At 45.3% G+C, this 25,134-nt stretch carries 20 protein-coding genes, 1 tRNA gene and 1 pseudogene; 17 read left to right on the top strand and 5 right to left on the bottom strand.

Annotation, left to right across the window (positions count from 1 at the left end; translation table 11 throughout):
- Positions 1–166: 166 nt before the first annotated feature.
- Genes QNJ26_10775 through QNJ26_10765 form a run of 3 tightly spaced genes read left to right on the top strand, consistent with a single transcriptional unit; the run spans position 167 to position 2,662 of the window.
- Positions 167–820, top strand: coding sequence for a nitrate reductase (locus QNJ26_10775; GenBank protein ID MDJ0986018.1), 654 nt, complete (start codon positions 167–169; stop codon positions 818–820).
- A 28-nt stretch (positions 821–848) separates the two neighbouring features.
- Positions 849–1,265 carry a cytochrome c3 family protein gene (locus QNJ26_10770; protein MDJ0986017.1) on the top strand — a complete coding sequence of 139 codons (417 nt, stop codon included), beginning with the start codon at positions 849–851 and terminating at the stop codon, positions 1,263–1,265.
- 41 nt (positions 1,266–1,306) lie between these two features.
- Positions 1,307–2,662 (top strand): (Fe-S)-binding protein, encoded by a 1,356-nt coding sequence (locus tag QNJ26_10765; GenBank protein ID MDJ0986016.1) that lies wholly within the window; start codon positions 1,307–1,309, stop codon positions 2,660–2,662.
- A 289-nt stretch (positions 2,663–2,951) separates the two neighbouring features.
- Here the strand turns inward: QNJ26_10765 and QNJ26_10760 are convergent.
- A tRNA-Sec gene (locus QNJ26_10760) sits at positions 2,952–3,049 on the bottom strand.
- A gap of 228 nt (positions 3,050–3,277) precedes the next feature.
- On the opposite strand from QNJ26_10760, the gene larC reads away from it, so the two are divergent.
- The 14 genes and pseudogenes from larC to QNJ26_10690 all read left to right on the top strand — a co-directional run bounded on the left by larC (position 3,278) and on the right by QNJ26_10690 (position 20,340).
- The gene (gene larC / locus QNJ26_10755) at positions 3,278–4,468 is read left to right on the top strand and encodes a nickel pincer cofactor biosynthesis protein LarC (protein MDJ0986015.1); all 1,191 of its coding nucleotides are present in this window, start codon (positions 3,278–3,280) and stop codon (positions 4,466–4,468) included.
- Positions 4,469–4,652: 184 nt separating this feature from the next.
- Positions 4,653–5,102 (top strand): phosphatidylglycerophosphatase A, encoded by a 450-nt coding sequence (locus QNJ26_10750; protein MDJ0986014.1) that lies wholly within the window; start codon positions 4,653–4,655, stop codon positions 5,100–5,102.
- 64 nt (positions 5,103–5,166) lie between these two features.
- Entirely contained in the window at positions 5,167–5,811 is a 645-nt protein-coding gene (gene lepB, locus QNJ26_10745; GenBank protein ID MDJ0986013.1) for a signal peptidase I, read from the top strand.
- Between the two features lie 49 nt (positions 5,812–5,860).
- Positions 5,861–7,180, top strand: coding sequence for a dihydroorotase (locus QNJ26_10740; protein ID MDJ0986012.1), 1,320 nt, complete (start codon positions 5,861–5,863; stop codon positions 7,178–7,180).
- 49 nt (positions 7,181–7,229) lie between these two features.
- A complete protein-coding gene (locus QNJ26_10735; protein ID MDJ0986011.1) occupies positions 7,230–8,624 on the top strand; it encodes a sigma-54 dependent transcriptional regulator in 1,395 nt (464 codons plus the stop codon).
- Positions 8,625–9,059: 435 nt separating this feature from the next.
- Positions 9,060–9,167, top strand: a pseudogene (locus QNJ26_10730) (prepilin-type N-terminal cleavage/methylation domain-containing protein).
- A gap of 390 nt (positions 9,168–9,557) precedes the next feature.
- Positions 9,558–11,651: a tetratricopeptide repeat protein gene (locus QNJ26_10725; protein MDJ0986010.1), complete on the top strand. Its 2,094-nt coding sequence runs from the start codon at positions 9,558–9,560 to the stop codon at positions 11,649–11,651.
- Positions 11,648–12,811 (top strand): vitamin K epoxide reductase family protein, encoded by a 1,164-nt coding sequence (locus QNJ26_10720; protein ID MDJ0986009.1) that lies wholly within the window; start codon positions 11,648–11,650, stop codon positions 12,809–12,811. The genes QNJ26_10725 and QNJ26_10720 overlap by 4 nt, the downstream gene beginning before the upstream one ends.
- Before the next feature lie 9 nt (positions 12,812–12,820).
- Positions 12,821–14,590 carry a phospholipid carrier-dependent glycosyltransferase gene (locus QNJ26_10715; protein ID MDJ0986008.1) on the top strand — a complete coding sequence of 590 codons (1,770 nt, stop codon included), beginning with the start codon at positions 12,821–12,823 and terminating at the stop codon, positions 14,588–14,590.
- A gap of 284 nt (positions 14,591–14,874) precedes the next feature.
- Positions 14,875–15,771 carry a glycosyltransferase family 2 protein gene (locus QNJ26_10710; protein MDJ0986007.1) on the top strand — a complete coding sequence of 299 codons (897 nt, stop codon included), beginning with the start codon at positions 14,875–14,877 and terminating at the stop codon, positions 15,769–15,771.
- Between the two features lie 118 nt (positions 15,772–15,889).
- Complete coding sequence (locus tag QNJ26_10705) at positions 15,890–16,945, top strand: glycosyltransferase family 4 protein (GenBank protein ID MDJ0986006.1); 1,056 nt, start codon at positions 15,890–15,892, stop codon at positions 16,943–16,945.
- A gap of 98 nt (positions 16,946–17,043) precedes the next feature.
- Positions 17,044–18,132 (top strand): glycosyltransferase family 4 protein, encoded by a 1,089-nt coding sequence (locus QNJ26_10700; protein MDJ0986005.1) that lies wholly within the window; start codon positions 17,044–17,046, stop codon positions 18,130–18,132.
- A 44-nt stretch (positions 18,133–18,176) separates the two neighbouring features.
- The gene (locus QNJ26_10695) at positions 18,177–19,151 is read left to right on the top strand and encodes a GDP-mannose 4,6-dehydratase (protein MDJ0986004.1); all 975 of its coding nucleotides are present in this window, start codon (positions 18,177–18,179) and stop codon (positions 19,149–19,151) included.
- An 88-nt stretch (positions 19,152–19,239) separates the two neighbouring features.
- The gene (locus QNJ26_10690; GenBank protein ID MDJ0986003.1) at positions 19,240–20,340 is read left to right on the top strand and encodes a glycosyltransferase family 1 protein; all 1,101 of its coding nucleotides are present in this window, start codon (positions 19,240–19,242) and stop codon (positions 20,338–20,340) included.
- Positions 20,341–20,358: 18 nt separating this feature from the next.
- Here QNJ26_10690 and QNJ26_10685 read toward each other — a convergent pair whose 3' ends face one another.
- Genes QNJ26_10685 through QNJ26_10670 form a run of 4 tightly spaced genes read right to left on the bottom strand, consistent with a single transcriptional unit; the run spans position 20,359 to position 25,134 of the window.
- On the bottom strand, positions 20,359–21,534 hold the full coding sequence (locus tag QNJ26_10685) for a glycosyltransferase family 4 protein (protein ID MDJ0986002.1): 1,176 nt from the start codon (positions 21,532–21,534) through the stop codon (positions 20,359–20,361).
- Positions 21,531–22,970, bottom strand: a complete 1,440-nt coding sequence (locus QNJ26_10680) for a radical SAM protein (protein ID MDJ0986001.1) — start codon at positions 22,968–22,970, stop codon at positions 21,531–21,533. The genes QNJ26_10685 and QNJ26_10680 overlap by 4 nt, the downstream gene beginning before the upstream one ends.
- Positions 22,967–23,749: an SDR family oxidoreductase gene (locus QNJ26_10675; GenBank protein MDJ0986000.1), complete on the bottom strand. Its 783-nt coding sequence runs from the start codon at positions 23,747–23,749 to the stop codon at positions 22,967–22,969. Before QNJ26_10675 ends, QNJ26_10680 begins: the two co-directional genes overlap by 4 nt.
- On the bottom strand, positions 23,746–25,134 hold the full coding sequence (locus QNJ26_10670) for a radical SAM protein (GenBank protein MDJ0985999.1): 1,389 nt from the start codon (positions 25,132–25,134) through the stop codon (positions 23,746–23,748). Before QNJ26_10670 ends, QNJ26_10675 begins: the two co-directional genes overlap by 4 nt.

The raw sequence follows: 25,134 nt of genomic DNA, 5'->3' as shown, positions 1-25,134 counted from the left end.
AAAATCCTTTTCCGACCATATCCGATTAGAATTTCACGCTATTGACAATTGAACAAAAGTCTGCAACAAACCATCTCTTCGACCCAGATTATTTCCGGATGGCAGTTATTTGTTGCCAACAGCGGCGATAGCTTTTGGGTATGAACTACTATATGCAGAGGTCAAAATGGATGTCTACGAACTGGTGCGTGGTCCGTTTGCCTGGGTGGCCTTGGTTATATTCATTGCAGGCTGTCTGGCCCGTTTAATGTCTACCATGTTGACGGGCAAAAAGGAGCCTGCGCTTTACCCTGTAACGAGTTTTAAGGACGCCCTGCGCTCAGTTCTGCATGGCCTGATTCCGTTTGGATCGACCTATATGCGCCGCCAACCGTTTTTTGCCTTTGCGACCATCAGTTTTCATTTGTGCGTCATCATCTTGCCGCTCTTTTTGCTGGCCCACAGCGTCTTGTGGTATGAATCCTGGCAGATTCTATGGTGGAGTCTGCCGGATCTACTGGCAGATATCATGGCGATCTGGGTTATGCTGGCCTGTGTTTATTTTTTGGTTCGTCGCTCGGTGGTGCCAGAGGTCAAAAAGAGCACTCGCCTGGCGGATGTCCTGCTGCTGATCATGATTCTGCTGACGTTTCTGACCGGATTTTTATGCACCCATCAGTGGGGTCCCTACCGGCCCCTTTTGATCGCGCATGTATTGGCCGGTGAGCTGTTGCTGATCGCCATACCGTTTTCGAAATTGGGGCATATGTTATTTTTCATGTTTTCAAGGGCTTATATGGGGGCTGAGTTCGGCAAGGTTCTCAGGGCCCGAGAGTGGTAGGACATGACGTTTTTAGAACGGGGAAATCATGCGAATTAAGCTTTGGATCTTAGCTCCTTTAATCGCTATGCTTCTGGTCGGCGCTGTAGGGTGGCAGGCGTCGACAGCCCAGGAAGAAGAATACATTCTGGCACACGAAGATGTATTTGGGAAGCTGAGACGACCCCAGGTCAGTTTTTCGCATGAAAACCATACCATCAGCCTGGACGAAACCGGTTGCGGGGCCTGCCATCACACCCCGGGCGCTAAAACCGGTCAGCTTGAATATATAGAAGGCGACGAGCGCAGTTGCAAAGAATGCCACGTTTTACAAAAAAAAGATAATACCCCCGCTCTAAGGGAGGCCTTTCACGGAAGCTGTACCCCCTGTCATCGCAATCAAATTAAATCCGGCAATCTTAAAAGCGGGCCGACCACGTGTGGCGGCTGCCATCGGAAAACCTGATTAGATTTTGTTGGTCATGGGTTATTAAGCCTAAGGTAAAAATGGAACAAAACAGGTCCCAAATTGAAGATCGTGATCAGACGGCTGATTCTCCGGGCAGACCGGCAGCCGAACCGGCTCAACAGATGGCGCACATGCGACAGGTAGTAAAAGACCATCTCAGTCGCAAGATTAAGGCCATGCTTAACAGTTGTGTCAACTGCGGTTTGTGTGCGGAATCCTGTCACTACTTTTGCTCTATGGGTGACAGCGATGTCATCCCTGTAAAAAAAATTGAAAAATTATCCCAGCTGCTACAATCACATTTCCATCCGCTCAAGTCCCGTCTGCCGTTTTTCAGGCCCAAAGATTCACTCGATGAACAGATGATGGCGGCGCTTTACAAGGCTGCCTTTGAAGATTGTACGTTGTGCGGCAAATGCGCCTTAACCTGTCCAATGGGAATAAATACAGGAGAAGTTCTGTCACTGGCCCGGGCCATGTTGTGCAGCATCGGACGCCTGCCTTCCGGGCTGGTGCACCCAGTTGAAACTGCTTTCAAGGTCGGCAACTATCTGGGCCTGACCACCGAAGATTTTGTCGAAAACATTGAATGGATTGCAGAAGAATTGGCTGACGACATCGGAGAGGACGATTTTACAATTCCCATTGATAAGCAAAATGCAGACGTGCTTTATATCCCACACCCACTTGAGGCCAGGGATCTGCCGTTTTTGTTAATGTATGCCATCAAAATTCTGCATGCCGCAGGGGAAAATTACACGATCTCGTCATATGATTTCGACACGGTCAATTATGCCTATTATCAGGGCAGCAAAGATAACATGATGCGCATCGCGCGCAGAATGCTGGATGCCCGGGAAAAATTGCAAGCGAAAAGTATTGGTCTGGCCCCCTGCGGTCATGGATATCGCGTGATGCGCTGGGAAGTTGAAAAATATCTGGGAAAACGATTTGATTTCCCGCCGGTCCGATCCATCGTTGAACTTATCGACGGCTACATCCGCCAGGATCGCATACCACTTGAAAAAAATAAATATGAGGGCCCGATCACGTATCACGACCCTTGCAACATCGCCCGGCGCGGCGGGGTCATCGAAGCCCCCCGAAATGTACTGAAAACGCTGACTTCCGAATTTGTAGAGATGCAGCCGAATCGGGCCCGCAACTTCTGCTGTGGCGGCGGGGGGGGGTTGGCATCCACCGGTGATTTCGGCAAACTAAGGGTCGCGGCGGGCAGGAAGAAAGCCGATCAGATTCGTCAAACCGGCGCAAAAATTGTTGCTACAAATTGCTTCAACTGCATGACTCAGATTCGTGATTTGAGCAAAGCTTATAAATTGGGTATTGAAGTAAAGAGCATTGTGGAACTGGTTTCTGAAGCACTCATCATGTGAGCGAAAACGAATTTGACCTGACGCTCTGGTAGAAACTGGATGCTCAGATACCGGCTACAGATAGATGTCCCATCTTAGTCCTGCAATTCTGATTCACAACAAATCGTGGGGCCCCAGCCCAGTGGTATTCTAGTGATCGCCTTCGCGCTAATATTTCCGCTTATTCAGCATCCACCTAACTTAACCGATATCAGCTCTTATGCTTGATTTATGAGGACTTTTGGAGTAGTCTTGGACTTGCAGATTGCGGTCTGGAAGATATGAAACAAATTGAAAACATTCGAAAAAATGGCGGAAGTGCATGGGAATCGAACCCACCCGGGACGGTTTTAGCGCCCCACACCGGATTTGAAGTCCGGGAGCTTCACCAGACAGCTGCGCACTTCCGAATCGACTTGATACCGTATGTATATTATATTCATCATCGTTTTTGTCAATATTTTAGTCTGGCAATAAATGGATCCGTTTCATCGTTAAACCACCACGAAAAACACGAAGATAGCAGAAGGTTAAAAATATTAATGAAAGCTTTACTTTGTGTCCTTTGTGTTCTTCGTGGTAAAATATATTTTTTCAGAACCCGTTTGGAGATCATTTACTGCAGAAAGCTGTGACATGATGCACGCTTATTTTGACTGTTTCTCTGGCATTAGCGGTGACATGACGCTGGGCGCTTTACTTGACCTGGGCGCGCCAGTGGATTGGCTGCAACATGAGTTGTCGCGTCTGCCGCTGTCCGGATTTGATTTAAGAATAACGTCGGTGATGCGCAATGGAATTCGCGCCACAAGGGTTAGCGTAGATCGCCAAAAATCGGGTCCATCAAGGGATTATAAGGCCATAAAGACCTTAATTGAAAACGGCCCCTTGTCAGATGGCGTTAAAGCCAAGAGCCTGGCAATATTTAAGCGTCTGGCGCAAGCTGAAGCCCATATTCATGACTGCTCTGTGCAAGAAGTTCATTTTCATGAAGTCGGCGCCGTTGATGCGATTGTCGATATCGTCGGTACAGCGCTTTGTCTCGAAAAACTGAACATCAGCCAGGTAAATTCTTCGATGATCCCAATGGGTACCGGATTTGTCGATTGCCAGCATGGCCGACTCCCGGTTCCAGCGCCGGCAACCATAGAGATATTGAAAGATGTCCCGGTCTACGGCACAGACGTGGCTGTTGAACTGGTCACGCCAACCGGCGCTGCGCTTATCACGAGTTTAGCCCAAGCTTTTGGTCCGCTACCGCCCTTACGTGTGAAAAATATTGGGTACGGTGCCGGTCAAAGGCAATTGCCTGACCGGCCCAATGTATTGCGTATTCTCACCGGGTCGCCGGCCGATGCGATCGACGCGTTACAAACCGATCACATCTTCGTTTTGGAAGCCAGTATTGATGATATGAATCCGGAGCTGTTTGGGTTTATCATGGAGCGTTTTTTTGCTGACGGTGCCCTTGACGTTTATTGGTTACCGATACATATGAAAAAAGATCGCCCCGGCACTTTGATACAGGTGCTGTGTGAAGAAGCGGTCAAAGATCGGCTCATGCAGCGCTTGCTGACCGAGACCACATCGCTGGGCGTGCGCTATCATAAAGTGGCGCGCAAACGACTTGCCAGAAAGCAGGTGACTGTGCGCACCTCATTTGGTGAAATCCAGATGAAACAAATTAAAGGCGCCGACGGCGTTGAGCGCCTGGTACCCGAATATGAAATTTGCCGTCAGATCGCACTCGAACGCAGTCTGCCCCTGCGGGCGGTTTATGAGGCCCTCACCCAGGAAGCGAGTTCAATTCAAACCAGCGATATATAAGGCAGAGCTGGCGATCGATACAGGACTCTGTTGTTGCCGATTCAAATGTCAGCTCAATAAACAGCCAGAGTGTCAACATCGTGCGGTGGTGGTTGATCGATATCAATCGACAACCGCCATTATTTGCTGCCTATTTGGCGTATTGCCGGTTGACAAACAGCCGATCGAATTATAGACACGGGCCATGAAATTTCGCGAACATGCGGTTTTGTCTCTGGCGACGGGTTTTTATATTGGGCGTGTGCCATTTGCACCCGGTACATTCGGAACATTAATCGGATTGCCCCTGTGTTTGCTGATCTCCCGTTTGCCTTTCGGGCTGGCAGTTGTTTGTGTCGCGCTGTTTATCGGGTGCGCCATCGGGCTGGCTTCTGCGGCCGAGAAAATCATCCAACAAAAAGATCCGGGCCAGATCGTTATTGACGAAATTGCGGGGTTTCTGGTGGTATTTGTGGGATTACCCTTTAATGTATATAGCGCCGTTCTGGGGTTTATCCTTTTTAGAGGTTTTGACATTTTTAAACCGTTTCCGATTCGGCTGCTGGAAAGAAAAGTGAGCGGCGGAAGCGGTATTGTTATAGACGATGTTATCGCAGGTCTGTATGCGCATCTGATCTTACGGCTTGTGTTTTAGGTGATCGGCATTGTAGCGGCACGATGACATCTGTATCCAAGCTCAGAAAGGGTTGGCATCAACAGTGAAATCAGAACAGCTTACTGAATCTGAAAACGAAACGCGTAAAAAAAGTGTTTGGCGTGAAAACATTGAAGCCATTTTGGTTGCCATCGTCATTGCATTGTTTATTCGCACGTTTATGGTGCAGGCTTTTAAAATTCCTTCCGGCTCGATGAAACAAACCCTCCAGATCGGTGATCATATCCTGGTCAATAAATTTATCTACGGTGTAAAAATTCCGTATTTACGCAAAAACATTATACCCATCAAAAACCCCAAGCGGGGCGACATTGTTGTCTTTAAGTATCCGGTGGATCCCAACAAGGATTTTATCAAGCGGGTGATCGGCATTCCAGGGGACGTGATCGAGATCCGAGATAAGCAGCTGTATGTCAATGGAGAGCCGGTCAATCATGCATACGGTGTGTATACGGATCCTCGCATATTGCCGGCTCACCCAAAACCGCGCGATAATTTTGGTCCGGTCACGGTGCCGCAAAGCGCTCTTTTTGTGATGGGCGATAACCGCGATGAAAGCTATGATAGCCGTTTTTGGGGATTTGTGGACTATAAAGCGCTCAACGGCAAAGCCTTTATCATTTACTGGTCATGGGACAAGGAAAATTTCGGCGTTCGCTGGGGCCGACTGGGCGATTTGCTTAAATAAGCACCGCCCCAATGCTTTTCAGATATTTGAGCATACGGAGAAACCCGCCATGTTAACCCGGATTCAAGGCGGCAGGATCATCGATCCCGGCCGCATCGATCTGATCGCTGATATCATCGTTGAAGACGATAAAATCGTTGATGTGATTGCGCTGGACACAGCAAAAGACGACAAACCGGAATCGCAAGTGACAGATCCGGTATCGCAAACGATCGATGCCACCGGCAAAATTGTTTGCCCGGGTTTGATTGACATGCACGTCCATCTAAGAGAGCCCGGTCATGAGCACAAAGAAACCATTGAAAGCGGTGCACGGGCGGCTGCCTGGGGCGGTTTTACGGCTGTTTGTGCCATGCCCAATACCGAGCCGGTTAATGACAATTGCCAGGTAACGGAATTGATTTTGAGAAAAGCCGCACGGGCAAACGCCGCGCGGGTCTATCCGGTGGGGGCAATCAGCCTTGGACTTGAAGGCCGGCAACTGTGTAACTTTGAGCACTTAAAGACCTGCGGCGTGGTGGCGGTATCCGATGACGGCAACCCGGTAATGGATGACGCTTTAATGTACAAAGCACTGGCCGCTGCGAAAAGACTTCATCTGCCAGTGATTTCCCATTGCGAGGATTTGAATCTGGTGGCCGGGGGCGTCATGAATGCGGGTTCGGTGGCGGCAGAGTTGCAGCTGGCCGGCATATCCAACACCAGCGAAAGTGCCATGGTCGCCCGCGACATTGCCGTGAGTGAAGCCACCGGCGCACCGGTGCATATTGCCCATGTGAGCACCGCCGAATCGGTTGAGGCACTGCGGGCGGCAAAATCTAAGAATTTAGCGGTTACGGCTGAAACCGCCCCGCATTATTTTCTGCTGACCGATGCGGCCGTCAAAGACAGCGGCACCCATGCTAAAATGAATCCGCCCCTGCGTTCGGAAAAAGATCGGACAGCTATCCGGCAAGGCCTGGCGGACGGCACCATTGATGTGATTGCCACTGATCACGCCCCGCATTCAGATCGCGAAAAAGCGGTTGCCTTCAGCCAGGCGGCCAATGGCATTATCGGTCTTGAATCGGCTGTATCTCTGAGCCTATCACTGGTTCATGAAGGCGTCATCTCTTTAAGCGAGCTGATTGCCAAAATGTCTACCCAGCCGGCGCGTATATTAGGAATCGAGTGCGGTCTGAAACCGGGTGCCAGCGCGGATATTACCATTATTGACCCGAATGTTGTTTATGACGTTGATGTTAATCATTTTAAATCACTGAGCCGCAATTGTCCGTTTGATGGGTGGCGGTTGAAAGGCAGGCCGTGTCTGACGATGGTGAGCGGAAAAATTGTCTTTAACGCAGCAGAAGAATGTAAAGATTCCTGAAGAATTGACCGAATATACTGTAAATATGCTCTAACCCGGGGAAAAAACAATGACCCAAAGCGCTCCTAAAATTTTAGTCGTCGATGATGAACTCAGCATGCGTGAGCTGCTGGAATACATGTTGACCAATGAAGGGTATGCCGTTACCTGTGCCGAGACCGGTCGAGAGGCGATCAGCGTGCTGGAAAAAAATCATTTTGACCTGTTGCTATGTGATATTCGACTCGGCGATATTACCGGTCTGGATGTCCTACGGGCCTCTAAAAAGCAAAATCCGGACAATGTGGTGATTCTGATCTCCGCTTATACCACCACCGAAACAGCAGTGGAGGCAATGAATGAGGGCGCCTACGACTATGTCCCCAAACCCTTTGATAAAGATGAATTACTGGCAACCATTGCCAAAGCGCTTGAATTGCGGTCTATCGAACATGAAAAAAAGCAGATCGATGACGAGCTGAAAAAAAACCTGCATTTCGGCATGATCGTTGGTAACAGCCCGGCCATGCGCCATATTTATAAATTGATACAACAGGTTTCCAAAACCAAAACCAACGTTCTGATTACCGGGGAAAGCGGCACCGGCAAGGAGGTCATTGCCAAGGCGATACATCAGGAAAGTGAGCGCAGCAGCAAACCGTTTATGGTCATTAATTGCGGCGGTATACCGGAGACCCTCATGGAAAGCGAGCTGTTTGGACATAAAAAGGGCGCTTTCACCGGTGCCACCAGCGATAAAATCGGGCTTTTTGAGACCGCGCATAAAGGTACTGTATTTTTGGATGAAATCGGCGAATTGAGTTTGCCGATTCAGGTCAAGCTGCTCAGAGCCGTCCAGGAGAAGGTCTTTAAACCGGTGGGCGGCAACGACGACATTTCAGTTGATATCCGGATTGTTTCCGCCACAAACAAAGCGCTGGAGGAGGAGGTCATTGCCGGCAATTTCCGCGAAGATCTGTTTTATCGTCTGAATGTGATCGAAATCAAAGTGCCACCACTTAGGGAGCGCAAAGCGGACCTGCGGGCCTTGGCGCAACACTTTTTGGAAAAATATTCCACCGAAATGGAGAAAGAAATTACGAAGTTTTCTTCCTATGCGCTTGATTTGCTTAAAAAATATGATTTTCCGGGTAATATACGTGAACTTGAAAACCTTTTAGAACGCAGTGTGGCGCTATCCACCACCAATATTATCCTGCCCGACAGCCTGGCCTTATCGCTGCACAAACGCCGCTGGATCGAAGGCTTTAAAGATCGCCGCTTTGACCTGGATGAGGTGTCTCGTGGTGTCTCACTGGACGGCATCCTGGAAGAAATTGAGCGCGGATATCTAAAAAAAGCCCTGGATTGCAGCAATGGCAACAAGAACAAAGCCTCTGAATTGCTGGGCATTAGTTTTCGGTCGCTGCGCTACCGACTAGATAAGCTGGGTATCGATACCTGATCCGGATTTTACCTTTCTTCGCACCCCAACCAACTGCCATTTTCCTGTCATATCAACATTTTGCTTTAGAAATTTTAAAATTGGTCGATATACAGCATAGCAGATGACATCTTGCCGGTTATCAAACCACTGGCATCTGACAAAATTTGTCAACAGGCTGCCGGTTTATTGTAAATGCGCAAAATTTGACAGGTGAAGCCATCTATGAAATTGGCCTGGTAAAAAAATATATCAATTAATATCAGTTAGATATAAATTTTTTTCGAATTTATTTGCTCATGGCATAGGTTTTGCTTTGCTTAACGGCAAACATATTTGATCATTTGAAAAGGAGGTGGGTTCGGAACGGCAAGCGCGATTCTAAAACCAATATAGGGAATTCAAGAACGCATAAAATACAATATCAAAAATCATTAAACCATGGGAGGTTAAACAATGTTACAAAGACTTAGCAACAAAAATTCAAAAGGTTTTACCCTGATCGAGTTGATGATCGTTATTGCCATCATCGGAATTTTAGCGGCCATAGCCATTCCAAATTTTATTCGCTACCGTGACAAGGCCTATTGCGCCAAATCAGAAACAGATGCCCAAAACGTTATAGCCGCACTATCCAGTTATTTTGCGGATCCGGATCACACCGCCATACCCACTCTGGCTCAGTTAACGCAGGCAGAAGAGCTTATTTTGAATAATCCGAATAATACCACTCTGACCACAACCGGTAACGGCGCCATCGTTACGGTCGGCGATGACGCAGGACGCTGTCCGCATGTCGTCAAAGATAACGAAGTTTATTATGTTTACTTTGGTACAGATACCGGAAACTCCGGCGGCTGGGGATCATAATCTGCTAGCGATCGATTGAAATACAAAGGGGGGAACCGTTTGGTTCCCCCCTTTATTCTTTATTAATAGACAATCACCCAATTCATGAACCCTAAGGATAAGTCACCTTCCGCCAATATACCGGGCTGGCGCGCCTTTGTGTTGCTGGGTCTTATATTGTTTTTGGCCTATAGTAACAGCTTCGACGTGCCGTGGCATTTTGATGATTATGCCAGTATCATCACCAACCCTAAAGTCCACGCCCAATACCCGCGTTTATCAACAGTAGCGCAACCGTTTATTTCATATCTGCAAGACGGCCATCTAAACCGCCCACTCGCGCTTTCCTCTTTTGCGCTAAACTGGTATCTGAGCAAAGATCATACATTCGGGTATCACGCTATCAATTTGGTGATCCATATATTGAGCGCATTTTTTCTTTTTATGACCCTCCGGGCACTGAGTAGTACACCGTGCCTGGATGGTAAATACGACCGGCGTCAGGTGTTTTTTATTAGTCTGCTGGCCGCAATCCTATGGGCGGTCAATCCCATTCAGACCCAGGCCGTTACATATATCGTTCAGCGGATGGCATCCATGTGCGGTATGTTCTATGTCCTGAGTATCTTCTTTTACGTCAAAGCCAGACTATCGCAGAATTTTACATTGAAGCAGGCGCTTTTATTTACAACCTGCAGTTTGAGCTTTTTGGCGGCGTTTTTTACCAAAGAAAATGCGGCCATACTGCCGTTCTCGCTGCTGCTGATTGAGGCTGTCTTTTTCCGGGATCTGGACTGCAGAAAGGTGCGCCTGGCATTTATAGGGATATCGCTTGCACTGGGTATCGCGATCGTAATCGGTGGTACAGTTCTTTTTTACAGCGGTGATCCAATAGCGTTGCTTAACTATGAAAAACGATTGTTTTCACCCCTCGAACGGCTTTTAACACAGCCCAGGATTATTCTGTTTTATTTGACGCTCATCTTTTATCCGGCACCTCATCGCCTATCGCTTGTTCATGACATTGACATTTCCACATCGCTTTTTCATCCCTGGACGACGCTGCCAAGCATCATTATGGTTTTGGCCATCATTGCTTTGGCCGTTTTTCGGATCAAGAAATGGCCGATTCTGTCATTTGCCGTTTTGTTCTTTTTTCTCAATCATGTGATTGAATCCAGTATCATACCCCTTGAACTCATTTTCGAACATCGTAACTATTTGCCGTCCTTGTTTCTTTTCTGGCCAATGGCCGTTGGATTGAGGCGATTAATTGATCTTTACCATCAGAAAAATGTGGTTGTCTATTATGGTTTGATGGCATTTATTCCGCTGCTAATAATGGGGATAGGGACCGGGACTTACGTTCGTAATATCGACTGGAGCTCGCCAAAGTATCTGTGGGAGGACGCGATGAGTAAGGCACCTAATTCTAGTCGTCCATACCACAATCTGGCCTGGTCACATTATCAGCATGTTGGCGACTGGGATACGGCGCTGGTCTTGTATCAGCGAGCGCTGGAACGTGAAAAAACCAATAAACAACAGGAACCCATGATATGGAATAATATCGCAGCTGTTCATCATTTTCGGGGTGATCTTGAAAAGGCCGCGTACTTTTGGCAAAAATCATATAAAAGCGCTCCGCGCGGTATTAATCCGCGCCATCGTCTATCGCTGGCACTGATAAAGTTAGACCGACTGGATGAAGCCTTGTCTTTATTGAATTCCATTCTTGTTGAGTATCCGCAAAATATACAAGCCTTGAATTTAAAAGGGGTTATCTTCTGGAAGCAGAATCGGCCGCGCGAAGCGCTTTTGCTCTTCAGACAGTGCTTACAATTGGCACCCTTGCACGGGCAATTTCTGATCAATATTGGTGCCAGTTATTATTCGATGGGTAATTATCACAAAGCCAACCTGTTTTTCACCGAAGCACTCAGACGAACAGCAAGGTCGCGGATTGCCCTGCTGTGGTGGGTAAAAAGCCAGGTGGATACCGGAGACGCTGTGGCTAGCAATGCAACCATGGAAGAGTTGCTTTCAAAGGTGCCTATTGATAAAATGATTGCGTGGCTGCGTAAAATCTTCTCTCAAAAAATCTACAAGGATGAAGTCGTTGTGCCACAAAAGGACGCGCTTCTGATTGAAAGCCTTCGAGCGCAATACCGTAGCAAATCGGACCGCATTGGCGAATGAAATCAAAAAGACCCATTAAGCCGCTTTCGTTTGGCGCTTATTTTCTCCCGGTACTGCTCCTGGCTGTAACAGGGTTTATTGTATCGTTTTATCTGGCCTACTCGCATTACAAAAACTACACCGATTTGCAGTATCAAAGCTTTTGTGCCATCTCCAATGCGATCAACTGTGACACGGTCTCCCAGTCTCCATACTCAATTTTTATTATCCCGGTCCCTGTCTGGGGAATCATTGGATATGTCCTGCTGATGTTTTTGCTGCCCTTAGCTTGGCAGCAAAAGGGCAGGGATGCTCGCATGTGGTCTCTGATATTTTTGATTTCAGCCGTGTTCACCACGCTGAGCATTGGACTAGCGGCTGTTTCCAGCTACCTGATTGGCAGCTATTGCATCCTGTGCATCGTGACGTATTTCGTCAATTTATTTCTGCTATGGTATGCCTGGCTGATTCGTCGACGGTTTGCTTCCGGCAGTTTGATCGAACAGTTCACAGATGATCTAAAACTGCTGTGGCAGCACAAAAGAGCCATTTTGCCGGTAGTGGCTATATTTTCAGTGGTTGTGTTGGTTATGCTGATCGGCATGCCGCGTTACTGGCAGTTGAATCCCGAACCCCTGTCGCGTGCGTTGCCTAACGGAATTACAGTAGATGGGCATCCATGGTTTGGCGCTGAAAACGCTGAAATCGAAATAGAGATGTTCAGTGATTATCAGTGTTTTCAATGCCGCAAAATGCACGCTTTTTTTCGAAAGATAGTGAGCAACGGAGCGGGTAAATTAAAAATTATTCACCGCCATTATCCCATGGATCATGAGGTTAACTATATCGTTAAAAAGCCGTTTCATGTCGGTTCGGGGAAAATGGCGCTGATTGCCATCTATGCGGCCTCCAAAGGCAAATTCTGGCAAGTAAATGATCTGTTGTTTGAAAAAGCGGGGCGCCAAAAAAAATTGGATCTGCGCTGGGTTGCCCAAAAAACTGGTCTGGAAACTGCTGATTTGGTGCGTGCCATTAACGATCCTGTTCTACAAAAAAAACTCTCACAAGATATCTGGCAGGGCATGAAGCTCAGAATTCTGGGAACCCCTAGTTTCGTTATCAATGGCAACGTTTATGCCGGCAAGATACCGGCCGATATCATTCAACCCTATTTAGAGTAATATCCCAAGATGACATTCGAAGATATAAAGAAACAGATGATCACCAACTTTCGGTTTGAATACCTCATTGCTGGGACGCTGCTGGTTTTAATCGTTAGCGTGTTGCTGATGGCTGCAGTTCCACCCGTAAGCAGGGACGCGCTCACACATCATCTGGCGGTGCCGAAACTCTATCTGAAGTCCGGGGGTATGACTGAAATACCAACGGTGGTGTTTTCATATTATCCGATGAATCTGGATTTGCTATACCTTATCCCGCTTTACTTCGAAAACGATATTATACCCAAATACATCCATTTTGCTTTTGCGTTGTTGACCGCATGGCTGATATTTATCTTCCTGAAGGAGCGCACGACCCGCGTCTCCTATGGCCTCTTAGGGGCCCTGATGTTTTTATCATTGCCTGTGATTATAAAGCTGTCTATCACCGTTTATGTTGATTTGGGACTGGTCTTTTTTACAACTGCGGCCCTATTTTATATCATGAAATGGGCGGCTAACGGTTTTCAAATTCGCTATTTGGGTATCGCCGGTCTGTTTTGTGGTCTGGCTCTCGGCACCAAATACAACGGCTTGATCTCTTTTTTTTTGCTAACCTGTTTCATTCCGATTCTGTACATAAGGACTCAGCTAAATAACGGTGCGCCTAAAGAGGATTTAGCGGCCAATGGCCTTCGGCAGAAAAACACAGCCATCTTTATATCTTTGAGGAGCATCCAGGCCGCAGCGATTTTTATCATGGTGTCTTTGCTGGTATTTTCGCCCTGGATGATTCGAAATCTGCGTTGGACCGGAAATCCCATCTACCCGCTGTACCAAAAGGTGTTTCATGCCATTCAGTTGGCCGATCATGAGCCGGATCCTGCTGCGGCGCCAAGCGTCAACACGAATGTGATAGCAGGTGATGGCGATCTCGGACACTTTGCATTGCGTAAAAGAGCGCTCAACGAAACATTTTTAGAAATGGTAACAACCCCGGTCAGAATTTTTTTTCAGGGCCAGGATGATAATCCGAAATTTTTCGACGGCCGTTTGAATCCGTATTTGTTTCTATTCCCCTTTTTGGCTTTTGTCGGATTTAAAGGGCTTGCATATCGACAAAAAAGAGAAAATTTTGTTTTAATCGGTTTTTCCGTTTTGTTCCTTTTGTACACATTTTTGCAAATTGATATGCGAATACGCTACATTGCGCCCATTATTCCCCCCCTTGTTATATTGTCTGTGATCGGCCTGTATCAGACCATCTGCACGATCCAAAAAAAATGTCCAGTTGGCAGGTATCGGATGGGAGTTGTCTTGCTGGCGGTAGCCGTAGTGGGTTTGTTGTCACTAAATGGGCAATATCTGATCAAACAGTTTGGGTATGTCAAAGCGATCCCTTATTTAACCGGGCAAATTGGACGAGACGATTATATTACCCGGTATCGCGAAGAGTACCCGGCCATCCAATTTATCAACCAGCAACTTCCGCCAACAACCAAGCTGTTGGCGCTCTATCTGGGAAATCGCATTTATTACAGCGACCGAGAGATGGTTTGTGACGACAATTTCTTTAAAAGAGCCATTGCGACCGCCACTTCCGCAAATGCGCTGGCAGACACCCTGCAATCGCACGATTTTTCACACCTATTGATCCGCGCAGATTTATTTAAAATGTTCACTTTTAATTATTTGACCGCTGACCAGCGACAAATGTTTAACACTTTTCTTGCGACCAGAACCCGTAAGCTTTTTTCAGCAGATGTTTATCACGTTTTGGAAATCACAGATCTGCACTGAACATCTCCCCCAAAATGGGGCGTATGCCGGATAGTGCCGCCTTTGCCCAATGTGCGGCCTAAAGCAGATGTTTTTTTATTCCGGGTTTGGTGATGCTGCTATCTGGAATACCAATCGGAGACCATCTGCCAGGCATCAGGGGGCGCTGTAAATCTTCTGCCAGACCCTTGTAAATACATTGAATTTATAATATAATTAAGGACATCCGCAAACTACCATGTGCTGAATCAACCTTTTTCTGAATGACGATCAATGCCATACCAACTCAAACCATCAAACATAAAATGACAGATACTAAAGTTTCAGTTGTAATTCCGGCCTTTAATGAATCACAAACGATTGCAGACCTGATTCATCGCATTTTGCAGCGATATCCTGAGTTTGAAGTTGTGGTGATTGATGACGGGTCTGATGATAACACCGCTGAAGTTGCGGCTGATGCCGGCGCACGGGTATATAGTCATCCCTACAACATCGGCAACGGCGCTGCCATTAAAAGCGGTATCCGCGCCGCCACCGGTGAGATTCTTGTTTTTATGGATGCAGATGGACAGCATGACCCCGAAGATATGGGTCGGATGCTGGCGCATATGCCCGAATTCGATATGGTGGTCGGCGCCCGTGCCAAAGGAAGTCAAGCTTCCATAGGGCGCAGCATCGGCAATAAAATTTACAACTGGCTCGGTTCATATGTATCAAAGTTCCAGATTCAGGATCTGACATCCGGATTTCGGGCTGTTAAAGCCGATGTAGCGCGCAGCTTTGTCTATTTGCTCCCCAATACCTACTCTTACCCAACCACCATTACCTTAGGTGTATTAAGAACCGGCAGAAGCGTGAAATATATCCCTATCACTGCCCGGCCCCGGCGCAAGGGCAACAGCAATATTCGATTGGTTCAGGACGGTATCCGCTTTTTTATGATGATTATTCGGATCTGCACCCTTTACTCACCCATGCGGGTGTTTCTGCCTGTGAGTATTATCATGTTTATGCTGGGCAGTCTGCGGTATCTGTATTCATTTATCACCGAAGGACGATTTACTAATATGAGCGCCCTTTTATATGTTTCAGCCATCATCATTTTTATGATGAGTTTGATATCCGAGCAAATTTGTCAGCTCAGATTTGAAAGACGTGAACGCAAAATTCCTATGAAGCGGCGAAAATCAGATCGATAGAGGCAACATCACGGTTACGTTGACATGCGCTTATGTTGTCGGCATCAAACGCAAGCATACCCAGTTGAACTATCCGGCATCAAAACTACCATAAGGGCAACAACCGTTTTAGAAACTTATGAAAGAACGATTTCTGTTTATAACCCGAAATTATCCACCTAAAATCGGCGGTCTGGAAATCTATAGCTACCATCTGATCAATGAATTTAAAAAGTATCATTCGGTTAACAAAATCGCTCTGACCCAATCCAATATCCATCTGGTCTGGTTCTTGCCCTATAGTTTGTTGCGGGCGCTTTATATCGTCTGGCGGTATAGCATCTACCATATCCACCTATGTGACGGAGTTTTAGCGCCAATCGGGGTTTTGCTGAAGTGTATAACCCGTAAGCCAGTATCCATCAGTATTCATGGACTCGACATTACCTATCGCAATCCATTGTTTCAATGGGTGATCCCGTGGTGTGTGGCCCGATTAGATCGAATAATATGCGTTAGCAGTGCCACCCGTGCAGAATGCATCAAAAGGAAAATACCTTTAGACAAGTGCATTGTTATTCCCAATGGCATTCACCCGGAAGAAATCAAGCTATCCCATTCCAAAAATGATCTTAAAGCAGAGATTGCCGAGCGCATTGGGGCAGCGGTTTTGGACAAAACCATTCTAGTGACCGTCGGTCGTCTGGTGAAGCGCAAAGGCGTGGCTTGGTTCGTTGCACACGTCATGCCGCATTTGGATAACACCTATTATTTTTTGGTAGTGGGTCAGGGGCCAGAGTATGATCGCATCAAAACCGTGATTGTCAGGCATCATTTACAAGAACGTGTCTTTTTATTGGGCGCTCTTTCCCGACGGGAAAGGGATCGTATTCTGAATGGATCCGATATTTTTGTGATGCCCAATATCAGCCTATCCGGTGACATGGAAGGTTTCGGGATCGTGGCACTTGAAGCCGGCAGCTGTGGTTTACCGGTAATTGCCACCGATACGCAGGGGATTCGTGACGCAGTCTTGGATGGCAAGACCGGTCTGCTGGTTCCAGAAAAAGATACTGCCGGTTTTGTGAATGCCATTAAGAATATTAACCTAAACAGCGCAGCAATCCAATCGATTGTCAAGGTGACCTTTAGTTGGTCCCGCATCTATCAACGCTATGCTGAGGCTTTAACCTAATGGCCAACTCCGCATTGTCCGGATGTCATGTTTGAGGATTATACCACTCCTTGACGACCTTTAAAGTCCCGTCAAGGGACAATGAGAGTGCGATAACGATGACTTTGGGCTTGTTTAGTGATGATTTTTATCCGAATATTGGCGGTATTGGGCGCTATGTCTATGAGTTCACACAGCGGATCCCGGAATCCGATCTGGTTATTTTTTCACCCTGCATCAATGACATCCCCAATCATATTCGGGTGCATCCACCGTTGCATCAGAAATTAAGAAATCTAAGCACTTCTTTTTGGCTGCATCGCAATATCACCCAGCTGATTTGCCAATACCATCTTTCCCGGATGCATATCCAATGTGGACCCGGCGGACTGTTCTTGTTAAAAAACGTCGGTGTTCCGATCATTGCGACCTGCTATCATACCTGGTGGCAACAATCGCATTATATCGTATCGCAATTCTGGAAGAGAGTGTTTTTGCCATTTGAGCGACGCACCTATCGCCTGGCAGATAAAATTATTTGCATTTCAGACGACAGCCGTCAGATGCTGGTTGAAAAATATGGCATCACAGCGGAAAAGCTGGTCGTGATTCATCCGGGGGTGGACATGCAGCGTTTTTCTCCGCTGGCGGAAACGGAAAAAATACCCAACAGTCTTCTTTTTGTCGGTCGGGTCGATAAGCGCAAAGGCGCCGATTTTCTCTTGAGATCGTTGCCCCATGTTGTCGAACACATACCGGCGGTGAAATTGTACCTCGGTGGTAGGGGCAAAGACCTTGTCGAGCTCGAGCAGTTTGTCAACGCTCAGGGCTTGTCTAAAAATGTGCAATTTTTGGGATTTATTCCAGATGATCAACTCAATATGTGGTACAATAAAGTACAATGCATCGTGGTTCCGTCTGTTTTTGAAGGATTCGGTCTGACGGCAGTGGAAGCGATGGCAGCCGGAACCAGTGTCATCTGTACCCGGGTGGATTCACTGAGGCACATTGTACAAACCAGTAATTGCGGTTATCTGGTCGATTACGGCGACCAAGCTGCCCTGGGGCAAAAGATAGTGGCGTTGTTGCAGGATAAGCACAAACAGCGTGAATTCAGCCAAAAGGGCAGGGCCGCCGTTAAAATTAATTATAATTTAGACACCCAGGTTGAAAAACTGCGCGAGGCAGTGTTTGCTACCAGTGGGTGAATTGCTGCGCAACCTGATACTTACAAAGAAAAAGTGAGGACGAAGTGAAAAAAGCACTGATTACCGGCATTACTGGTCAAGATGGCAGTTATCTGGCAGAATTTTTACTTGAAAAAGGTTATGAGGTTCATGGAATTATCAGAAGAGTGGCGCTGGAAGACCCGCGGGCCAGGATGTGGCGCATTCGGCATATCTTGGATAAAATTCACGTTCACAGCGCTTCTATGGAAAGCTATGCCTCGATTTTTAATATTATTGCCGATCTCAAACCCCATGAATGCTATCATCTGGCTGCCCAGAGTTATGTGTCCTATTCGTTTGAAGATGAATTTTCGACCATCGATACCAACCTAAACGGCACCCACTATGTGCTGTCAGCGATTAAAAGACAAGCGCCCCGATGTCGTTTCTACTTTGCGGCTTCCAGTGAGATGTTTGGACATGTTAAAACGACCCCGCAAAACGAGGAAACCCCGTTTCATCCCCGTTCGCCCTACGGTATTTCCAAGATGGCAGGCTTTGAGCTCACCCGAAATTACCGCGAGGCATATGAGTTGTTTGCCTTGTCCGGGATTTTGTTCAACCACGAATCACCGCGCCGGGGAGCTGAATTTGTGACTCGCAAAATCTCGTCTTCGGCGGCAAAGATTAAACTAGGGCTGGAAAAGGAGATACGTTTAGGAAACATCGACGCCAAGCGGGATTGGGGCCATGCCCAGGATTATGTAAGGGCCATGTGGATGATGCTTCAGCAGGACCAACCGAACGATTATGTGATTGCCACCGGGCAGACCCGCACGGTCAAGGAATTTCTTGATACCGCTTTCGGTTATGTCGACCTGGATTATCGTGAATACCTGACCATCGACCAAGAGCTGTATCGACCCTCTGAAGTTCATGTTCTGCAGGGGGATGCGTCCAAAGCGCATCAGAATTTAAAGTGGCAGCCCAACATATCTTTTGAAGATCTGGTCAAGGAAATGGTAGAAGAGGACCTGAAATGGTACACAAGAGTATAAAGCTGATCCGTGGCTTTTTCATTCGTAATGTTTCCAGCGAAGATAACACCTCTTTTTTGATGCCACTACTGATTCTTGAGTGATGTTTATGAACATTGGGTTGATCACCTATCCGATAGAAAGAAGCCCTGCCGGTGTTGGTACTTACACCTATAATCTCGTTAAAAACATTCTCAATATCGATACGAATAATACCTACACTCTGCTGCATTATGAAAAAAATCCGGATCCAATCTATTCGAAAAATGAAATTTTGTATAAATACTACCGCACTTTTCCGATCATGTTCTCAGATAGCTGGTATTTGTTTAGAAATCCGCAAAAATTCGATATCATTCATCGGTTTGCCCCTGGCGGCTTTTTCTACAAATTAAAATCCAAACGTGTGATTACGGTTTATGATTTATTCATGTACAAAGCCTATCCGTTCAACCGTAATATAAAAATTTTCCTTGCGCGCTATTTCAATAGAATGTCGATTAAAAAGGCCGATGCAATTATTACGATATCGGAATTTTCGAAACAGGAAATTATAAACACCTTTAACATCGATGCAGACAAGGTGAATGTGCTTTATTGTGGTCCCGGGCACATACATTCGGATTCCAAATCAAAGGCCGGTAAAGATTTGCTCCGCGAAAAGTATAATATTGTCAATGATTATGTTTTATTCGTCAGCACAATTGAACCACGGAAGAACTTACTGAATCTGGTCAAAGCTTTCGAAAATTTAAAAGATCGCCATAATATCAGAGAAGATCTGATCGTCGTTGGCAAAAAAGGCTGGGACTATCAGCCCACTCTAAAGTATATCGAAAAATCTCATTGCCGGTCATCTATTCATATGATGGGCTTTGTACCGGACTCTGATTTGGGCTGTTTTTATTGCAATGCCAGTTTGTTCGTCTATCCCAGCTTTATGGAAGGATTCGGCATTCCGCCGCTGGAAGCCATGCGATGCGACTGCCCGGTGCTCACGTCCAAGACTTCCTCTCTACCCGAAGTGATGCGCTATCCGGAAATGATGTTTGATCCTGATGATATCAAAGATATTGCTGCTAAATGCATAGCCATATTAAAAGATACAAATGCTAGAACCAATAATATTAAGTTGGGATCAAAAAATATTAGAAGATTCAGCTGGCGGGAATCGGCTAAAAAGATGATAGATATTTATAATTCGATATAAGATATGTTTTCGTTTTGTTCATGCGCTGATTTTTTCAAAGACCTCTATTAATCGAGAAAGATGATGGTCTTTTTCATACTGATCCTGATAAATCTTACTCCCGGCTTTTCCCATTTTTTCGGCAATTTCCTTATGGTAAAACAAATAACTTATCTTGTCAGCTAACTTTCGTACATCTTTTCTTTTCACCAGAAACCCATTCAGTCCATCTATAAGCCAATCCGTAATACCGCCAACGTTGAAAGCCACAATTGGCTTTTGGCAATACATTGCCTCCAATCCTACTATGCCGAAAGGTTCATCCCAAATTGAGGGTACAGCGGTTAATAAGCACGTTTCATAATACTTTTTTATATCACTGTTGGGTAGACTTCCTAAAAATTCAATCCTATGGGAAACCCCGAGCTTTTGTGCTAAAGACTTCAATCTTTTCTCGAGAGGACCGTCACCGGCTATTTTGAGGTTCAGCTGCTCTGGCCAACGTGGAATTGAATTGATTAAATACCTTACTCCTTTTTGTTTGATCAGTCTCCCGGCAAAAAATACAAAATCGTTAAATTCAACAGCTGTTTTTCTGTCATAGCTGCAAAAATAAGGGATCACCTCTATGGCGGAGGGTGAGAAATCATTGTAAATCAAACATTTTTTCATATATTGGCTGGCGACAACTAACTGGATATTCTTGAGCGCTTTAAAGGCGCGCACTTTATTTTTGATCAAAGGCAAAGATATGTTTGGAAACGGGTGAAGACATCCCCGCCAAAAGGTATTAAAATAGCAACTGATGCTCATTGGAAAATCACATGTATTGCCACCGATGATAAACATTTTGTCCCCTTTGGGGCAAAAGAACCTGTGATCGTGTATATACCTTGCTGTTGCAAGACGCTCTGAGCATGTTTTAATTAACGCATAATTTGGAATATTATGAAAATAAGCGACGTCGGGATGATGTTTTGAAATAATCGTATTTAATGCCCTATCCGAATTTTCGTCAATTAATCCTTCTGGATTCATCAACGCCGGTAGAAAATACTCATGTCTATTTTCATGTTTTAAGGTTTTGTTGCTTTGTATGCCATATGCGATGATAAGCCTATGGCCCAGATTTTCCAGCGCATTGGAAATATTCAATACATAATGCTCCGTCCCTCCATGAGGTTCGTAATAGTCACAAATCTGTAAAATTCTCATTTTCCTAGACTCAATAAAAACAATCTTTCCAATTTCAGAATGTGTTCTTTGGCACCTTCCGTCACGGGTTGAAAAAAGCCGCCATTGCTAATTCTATGGCTTTTTAATCGTTGGCGCATATGAAAGCAATGCTGGGCAAAACGAAAAAAGCGTTTTAATTGAACGGCTGTAAAATACTCATTTCGCATGACTGGATGGTAGCCGGTATAATTTTCAAAATTGCGATCAACAATGTAGCCATTAGTCTCTGCCCAGGCTGATAATTTTGTGCCTGGGTATGGTGTTGCATATGTGACTTGTATTTCATCCGGATCTAATTTACTAGCAAGATCGATAAGGTTGAAAATTTCTTTTTTAGTTTGACCGGGCAATCCTATGATGAAAAAACAAAACACACTGATATTTTTACTTTGGCAATATTGAATTAACTGTTTCATTCGCTCTTCATCACAAACTTTACGGTTTACTCTCATTGCAATTTCAGGATCGCTGGTTTCGATACCAAAGTTTATACCGATGCAACCAGCACTTGTCATCTCGTCAATGAGATTTTCATCCAAGGTGTCGATTCTGGTTTCACATCGCCAGGAAAAAACCAAATTGTTTTTTCTAATTTTTCTGCTAAGCTCTATGATTCTTGACCGATTTAAAGTGAATTCCGGATCTCTAAAAAGCAGGTTTTTTATGCCGAGTTCTTCAACAATGTATTCTAATTCACCGTAAATATTTTCTGCAGAGCGGGAGCGCCATTTTTTTCCCTGCAAAACCGGATATGGGCAATATTCGCAGCCAAACGGGCAGCCACGTGAAGTTAATATAGGTAGAAACGGTTCGTTCTTTTGAAATTGCCTTCCGGGCAGACGATAATTTCTGTATGGCATGAGTTTCCATGCCGGAAAAGGAAGGTCATCGAGATTGTATTGCTTCTCAGCGGGTTTATTTTTTATTATTTCCCCGTCAACACTTTTATACCAAATGCCATTTGTTTCTTTGATACCCTTTAGACATAATTCGACAAATGTGTTTTCAGGCTCTCCAGTTATCACAATATCAACGGGGTGCTGTCTTAAAGTTTCCGCGGGAATTAGAGATACATAGGGCCCGAAAAATACAAGTGGAACCTGAATAACTTCTTTTAAGAGAGAAGCAGTTTGCAGATCAAAAGCATAAGTGGGTAAAGAGGTGCGTATCGCTATCAGCTTGATGTTTTTTATGGCTTTTATTTCCTCTAACAACTTTTTGATATCATATCGCAGCCCCAGACAGTCAATGACATTGACTGGAATATTTCGTTGCAAAAGACCGGCGGCTGTGTAAGGCAAGTCCATCGGAGGAACAAGCGCCCCGCCTTTATCATAGAGCTGGCCCAATCCCCCCATCATGTCTTTGTTTGAAATCTTACCAGGTGGATTGGGCGGATTAATCAATACAATCATATATATCGAATCCTTTTTACTTTTACTTTTCTTTTTTCAATACCGAATTTGCGAAAGATCCTTGTTAGCAAATGTATTTTAATCAAACAAATTTGTGATTTTGACTTCTGTTCAAGTAAATCAGTGGCCACGGTTGCAATCTCGCCGGTGGAGAGCATCTTTTCCTTATCTGTTAGATTGGCGTTTCTATTATTCGCAAAACCGGTGTCAACTATATCGGGACATAAAACATAGATAATAACATTTTCACTTGTAACTTCCTTCGCAAGCGCCTCGCTGAACCCAACAATGCCGTACTTTGAAGCACAATAACCGGCACATTCAGCGTAAGCCTCTATACCGCATATCGATGAAATATTAATAATAGCACCATTTTTCTGCTTCAACATAAACGGCAGGGCGGCTTTAACACATAAATAGGTTCCGGTCAGATTGACTGCAATCATTTCATTCCATGAATCATTCTCAAAATTGGTAACAAAATTAAAACTGCCAACACCGGCATTGTTGATCAATATATCAATCCTGGAAAACGTGTTGATCGCTTTTTTGACAATATCGTCTACTTCGTTTGGTCTTGATACATTGCCTTCAATGGACAGGCCTTTTATTTCAAATTTATCCGTTAATTCTTTAATAAGCAGATCAACCTGAGCTTTATTACGCGCCGCTCCTATAATGTGTGCTCCCTTAGAGGCGAATTTATACGCCAGCTCACGACCGATTCCACGCGAAATGCCAGTAATTAAAACGGTTTTTCCTTTTAATTGGCTCTTCATAGCGAACACCTCTGGGGCTTCATTAAAATTGCAAATGCTTTTTTAATCCGATATACATCTGTTGCGATGAAGCCTTTAATTAAATTTTTCAACAGCGCTTTTTTACTCATATACATATATGCGGCATCTTTATACTGAAACAGTTTCACTGTTGAAAGTTCGGTTCCAACAACCGGCATTTTGTTTTCTTTTTTTGGAAATGCATAATATTCTTTCCAGGATATTTTCGCATTTTCAATATCATTTCGGTATAAATTATAGAGATATGAACCCGGGTCGGGTCGTACAATGGTAAACTGAAAGTAATCCGGTCGTAATTTTTGTGCCAGCTGAATTGTCTGGCAGATGGTCTTTTCGGTTTCCCCGACATTTCCAAGCATAAAGAAGCCAAAAAATTTAATACCTGCTTTTCTGGTCAGTTCAGCTGCTTGTAGGCATTGTTCGATAGTTTGCTTCTTCCGAATATTGTTCAAAATTTCTTGTGATCCGGACTCAAAGCCGTAGGAAATCAGCCAACAACCGGATGCTTTCATGGATGTCAGCATCTCAGCATCAACGGTGTTGACCCGACTGAGGGTTTTCCAATCGATCTTGAGTTTTCGATTCTGGATTTCCTTGCAGATATTTAAAACCTGCGTTTTATTTAAAGTGAAAAGGTCATCATAAAACGCCAATTCCCGCATACCATATGTGTTTACTAGATATTCAATTTCATCGACTATTTTTTGGGGACCTCTTTTGCGGTGACGATTGCCGAAAACAGATTTTTCCGAACAAAATATACAGTCAAAAGGACACCCTCGTGAGGCAATCAAGTGCGTGGTGGGTGTCTTCTTTAAGGGGCCCCATCCTCTGTATTTATGTATAGGCAAAAGGTCTCTTGCCGGCATCGGCAATTCGTCTAAATTGGCAATGGGTGGGCGAAGTGCATTTTTAAAAATGCGGTTGTTCTTTTGGTAAAATATACCTTCGATATCTTCTAGGTTTTTCCCTTTTACAATTTCAAGAAAAGTATATTCTCCTTCGCCGATTACGACAATATCGATATTGCCTTTTGCTTCTCTCAAAGTTCTTTCCGGCAACGAGGAGGGGTGGGGACCGCCAACGACAACAAGAATTTCAGGAGATTTTTGCTTTACAATCTTTGCTATTGTGTATGCGTTGTCAACCTGAAGAGTCAGCGCTGCGATTCCCAATATGTCCGGGCAGAAATCATCTATTATTTTTGCAAGGTTTCGAAACTTGTCCCTCTCTAAGTCGAAGTCAATAATGTCAACCTCAAAATGCCTTTCACGGAGAACACCGGCGATATATGCTAAACCAAGCGGCGGGATTGAAGGTTTTTCTTCTTGAAAAGTTGGGGGATTTATAAGTAAAACTTTCAT

This window comes from Desulfobacterales bacterium (assembly GCA_030066985.1).
GTDB lineage: Bacteria > Desulfobacterota > Desulfobacteria > Desulfobacterales > JAHEIW01 > JAHEIW01.
This window is presented reverse-complemented; position numbering and strand designations above follow the sequence as displayed.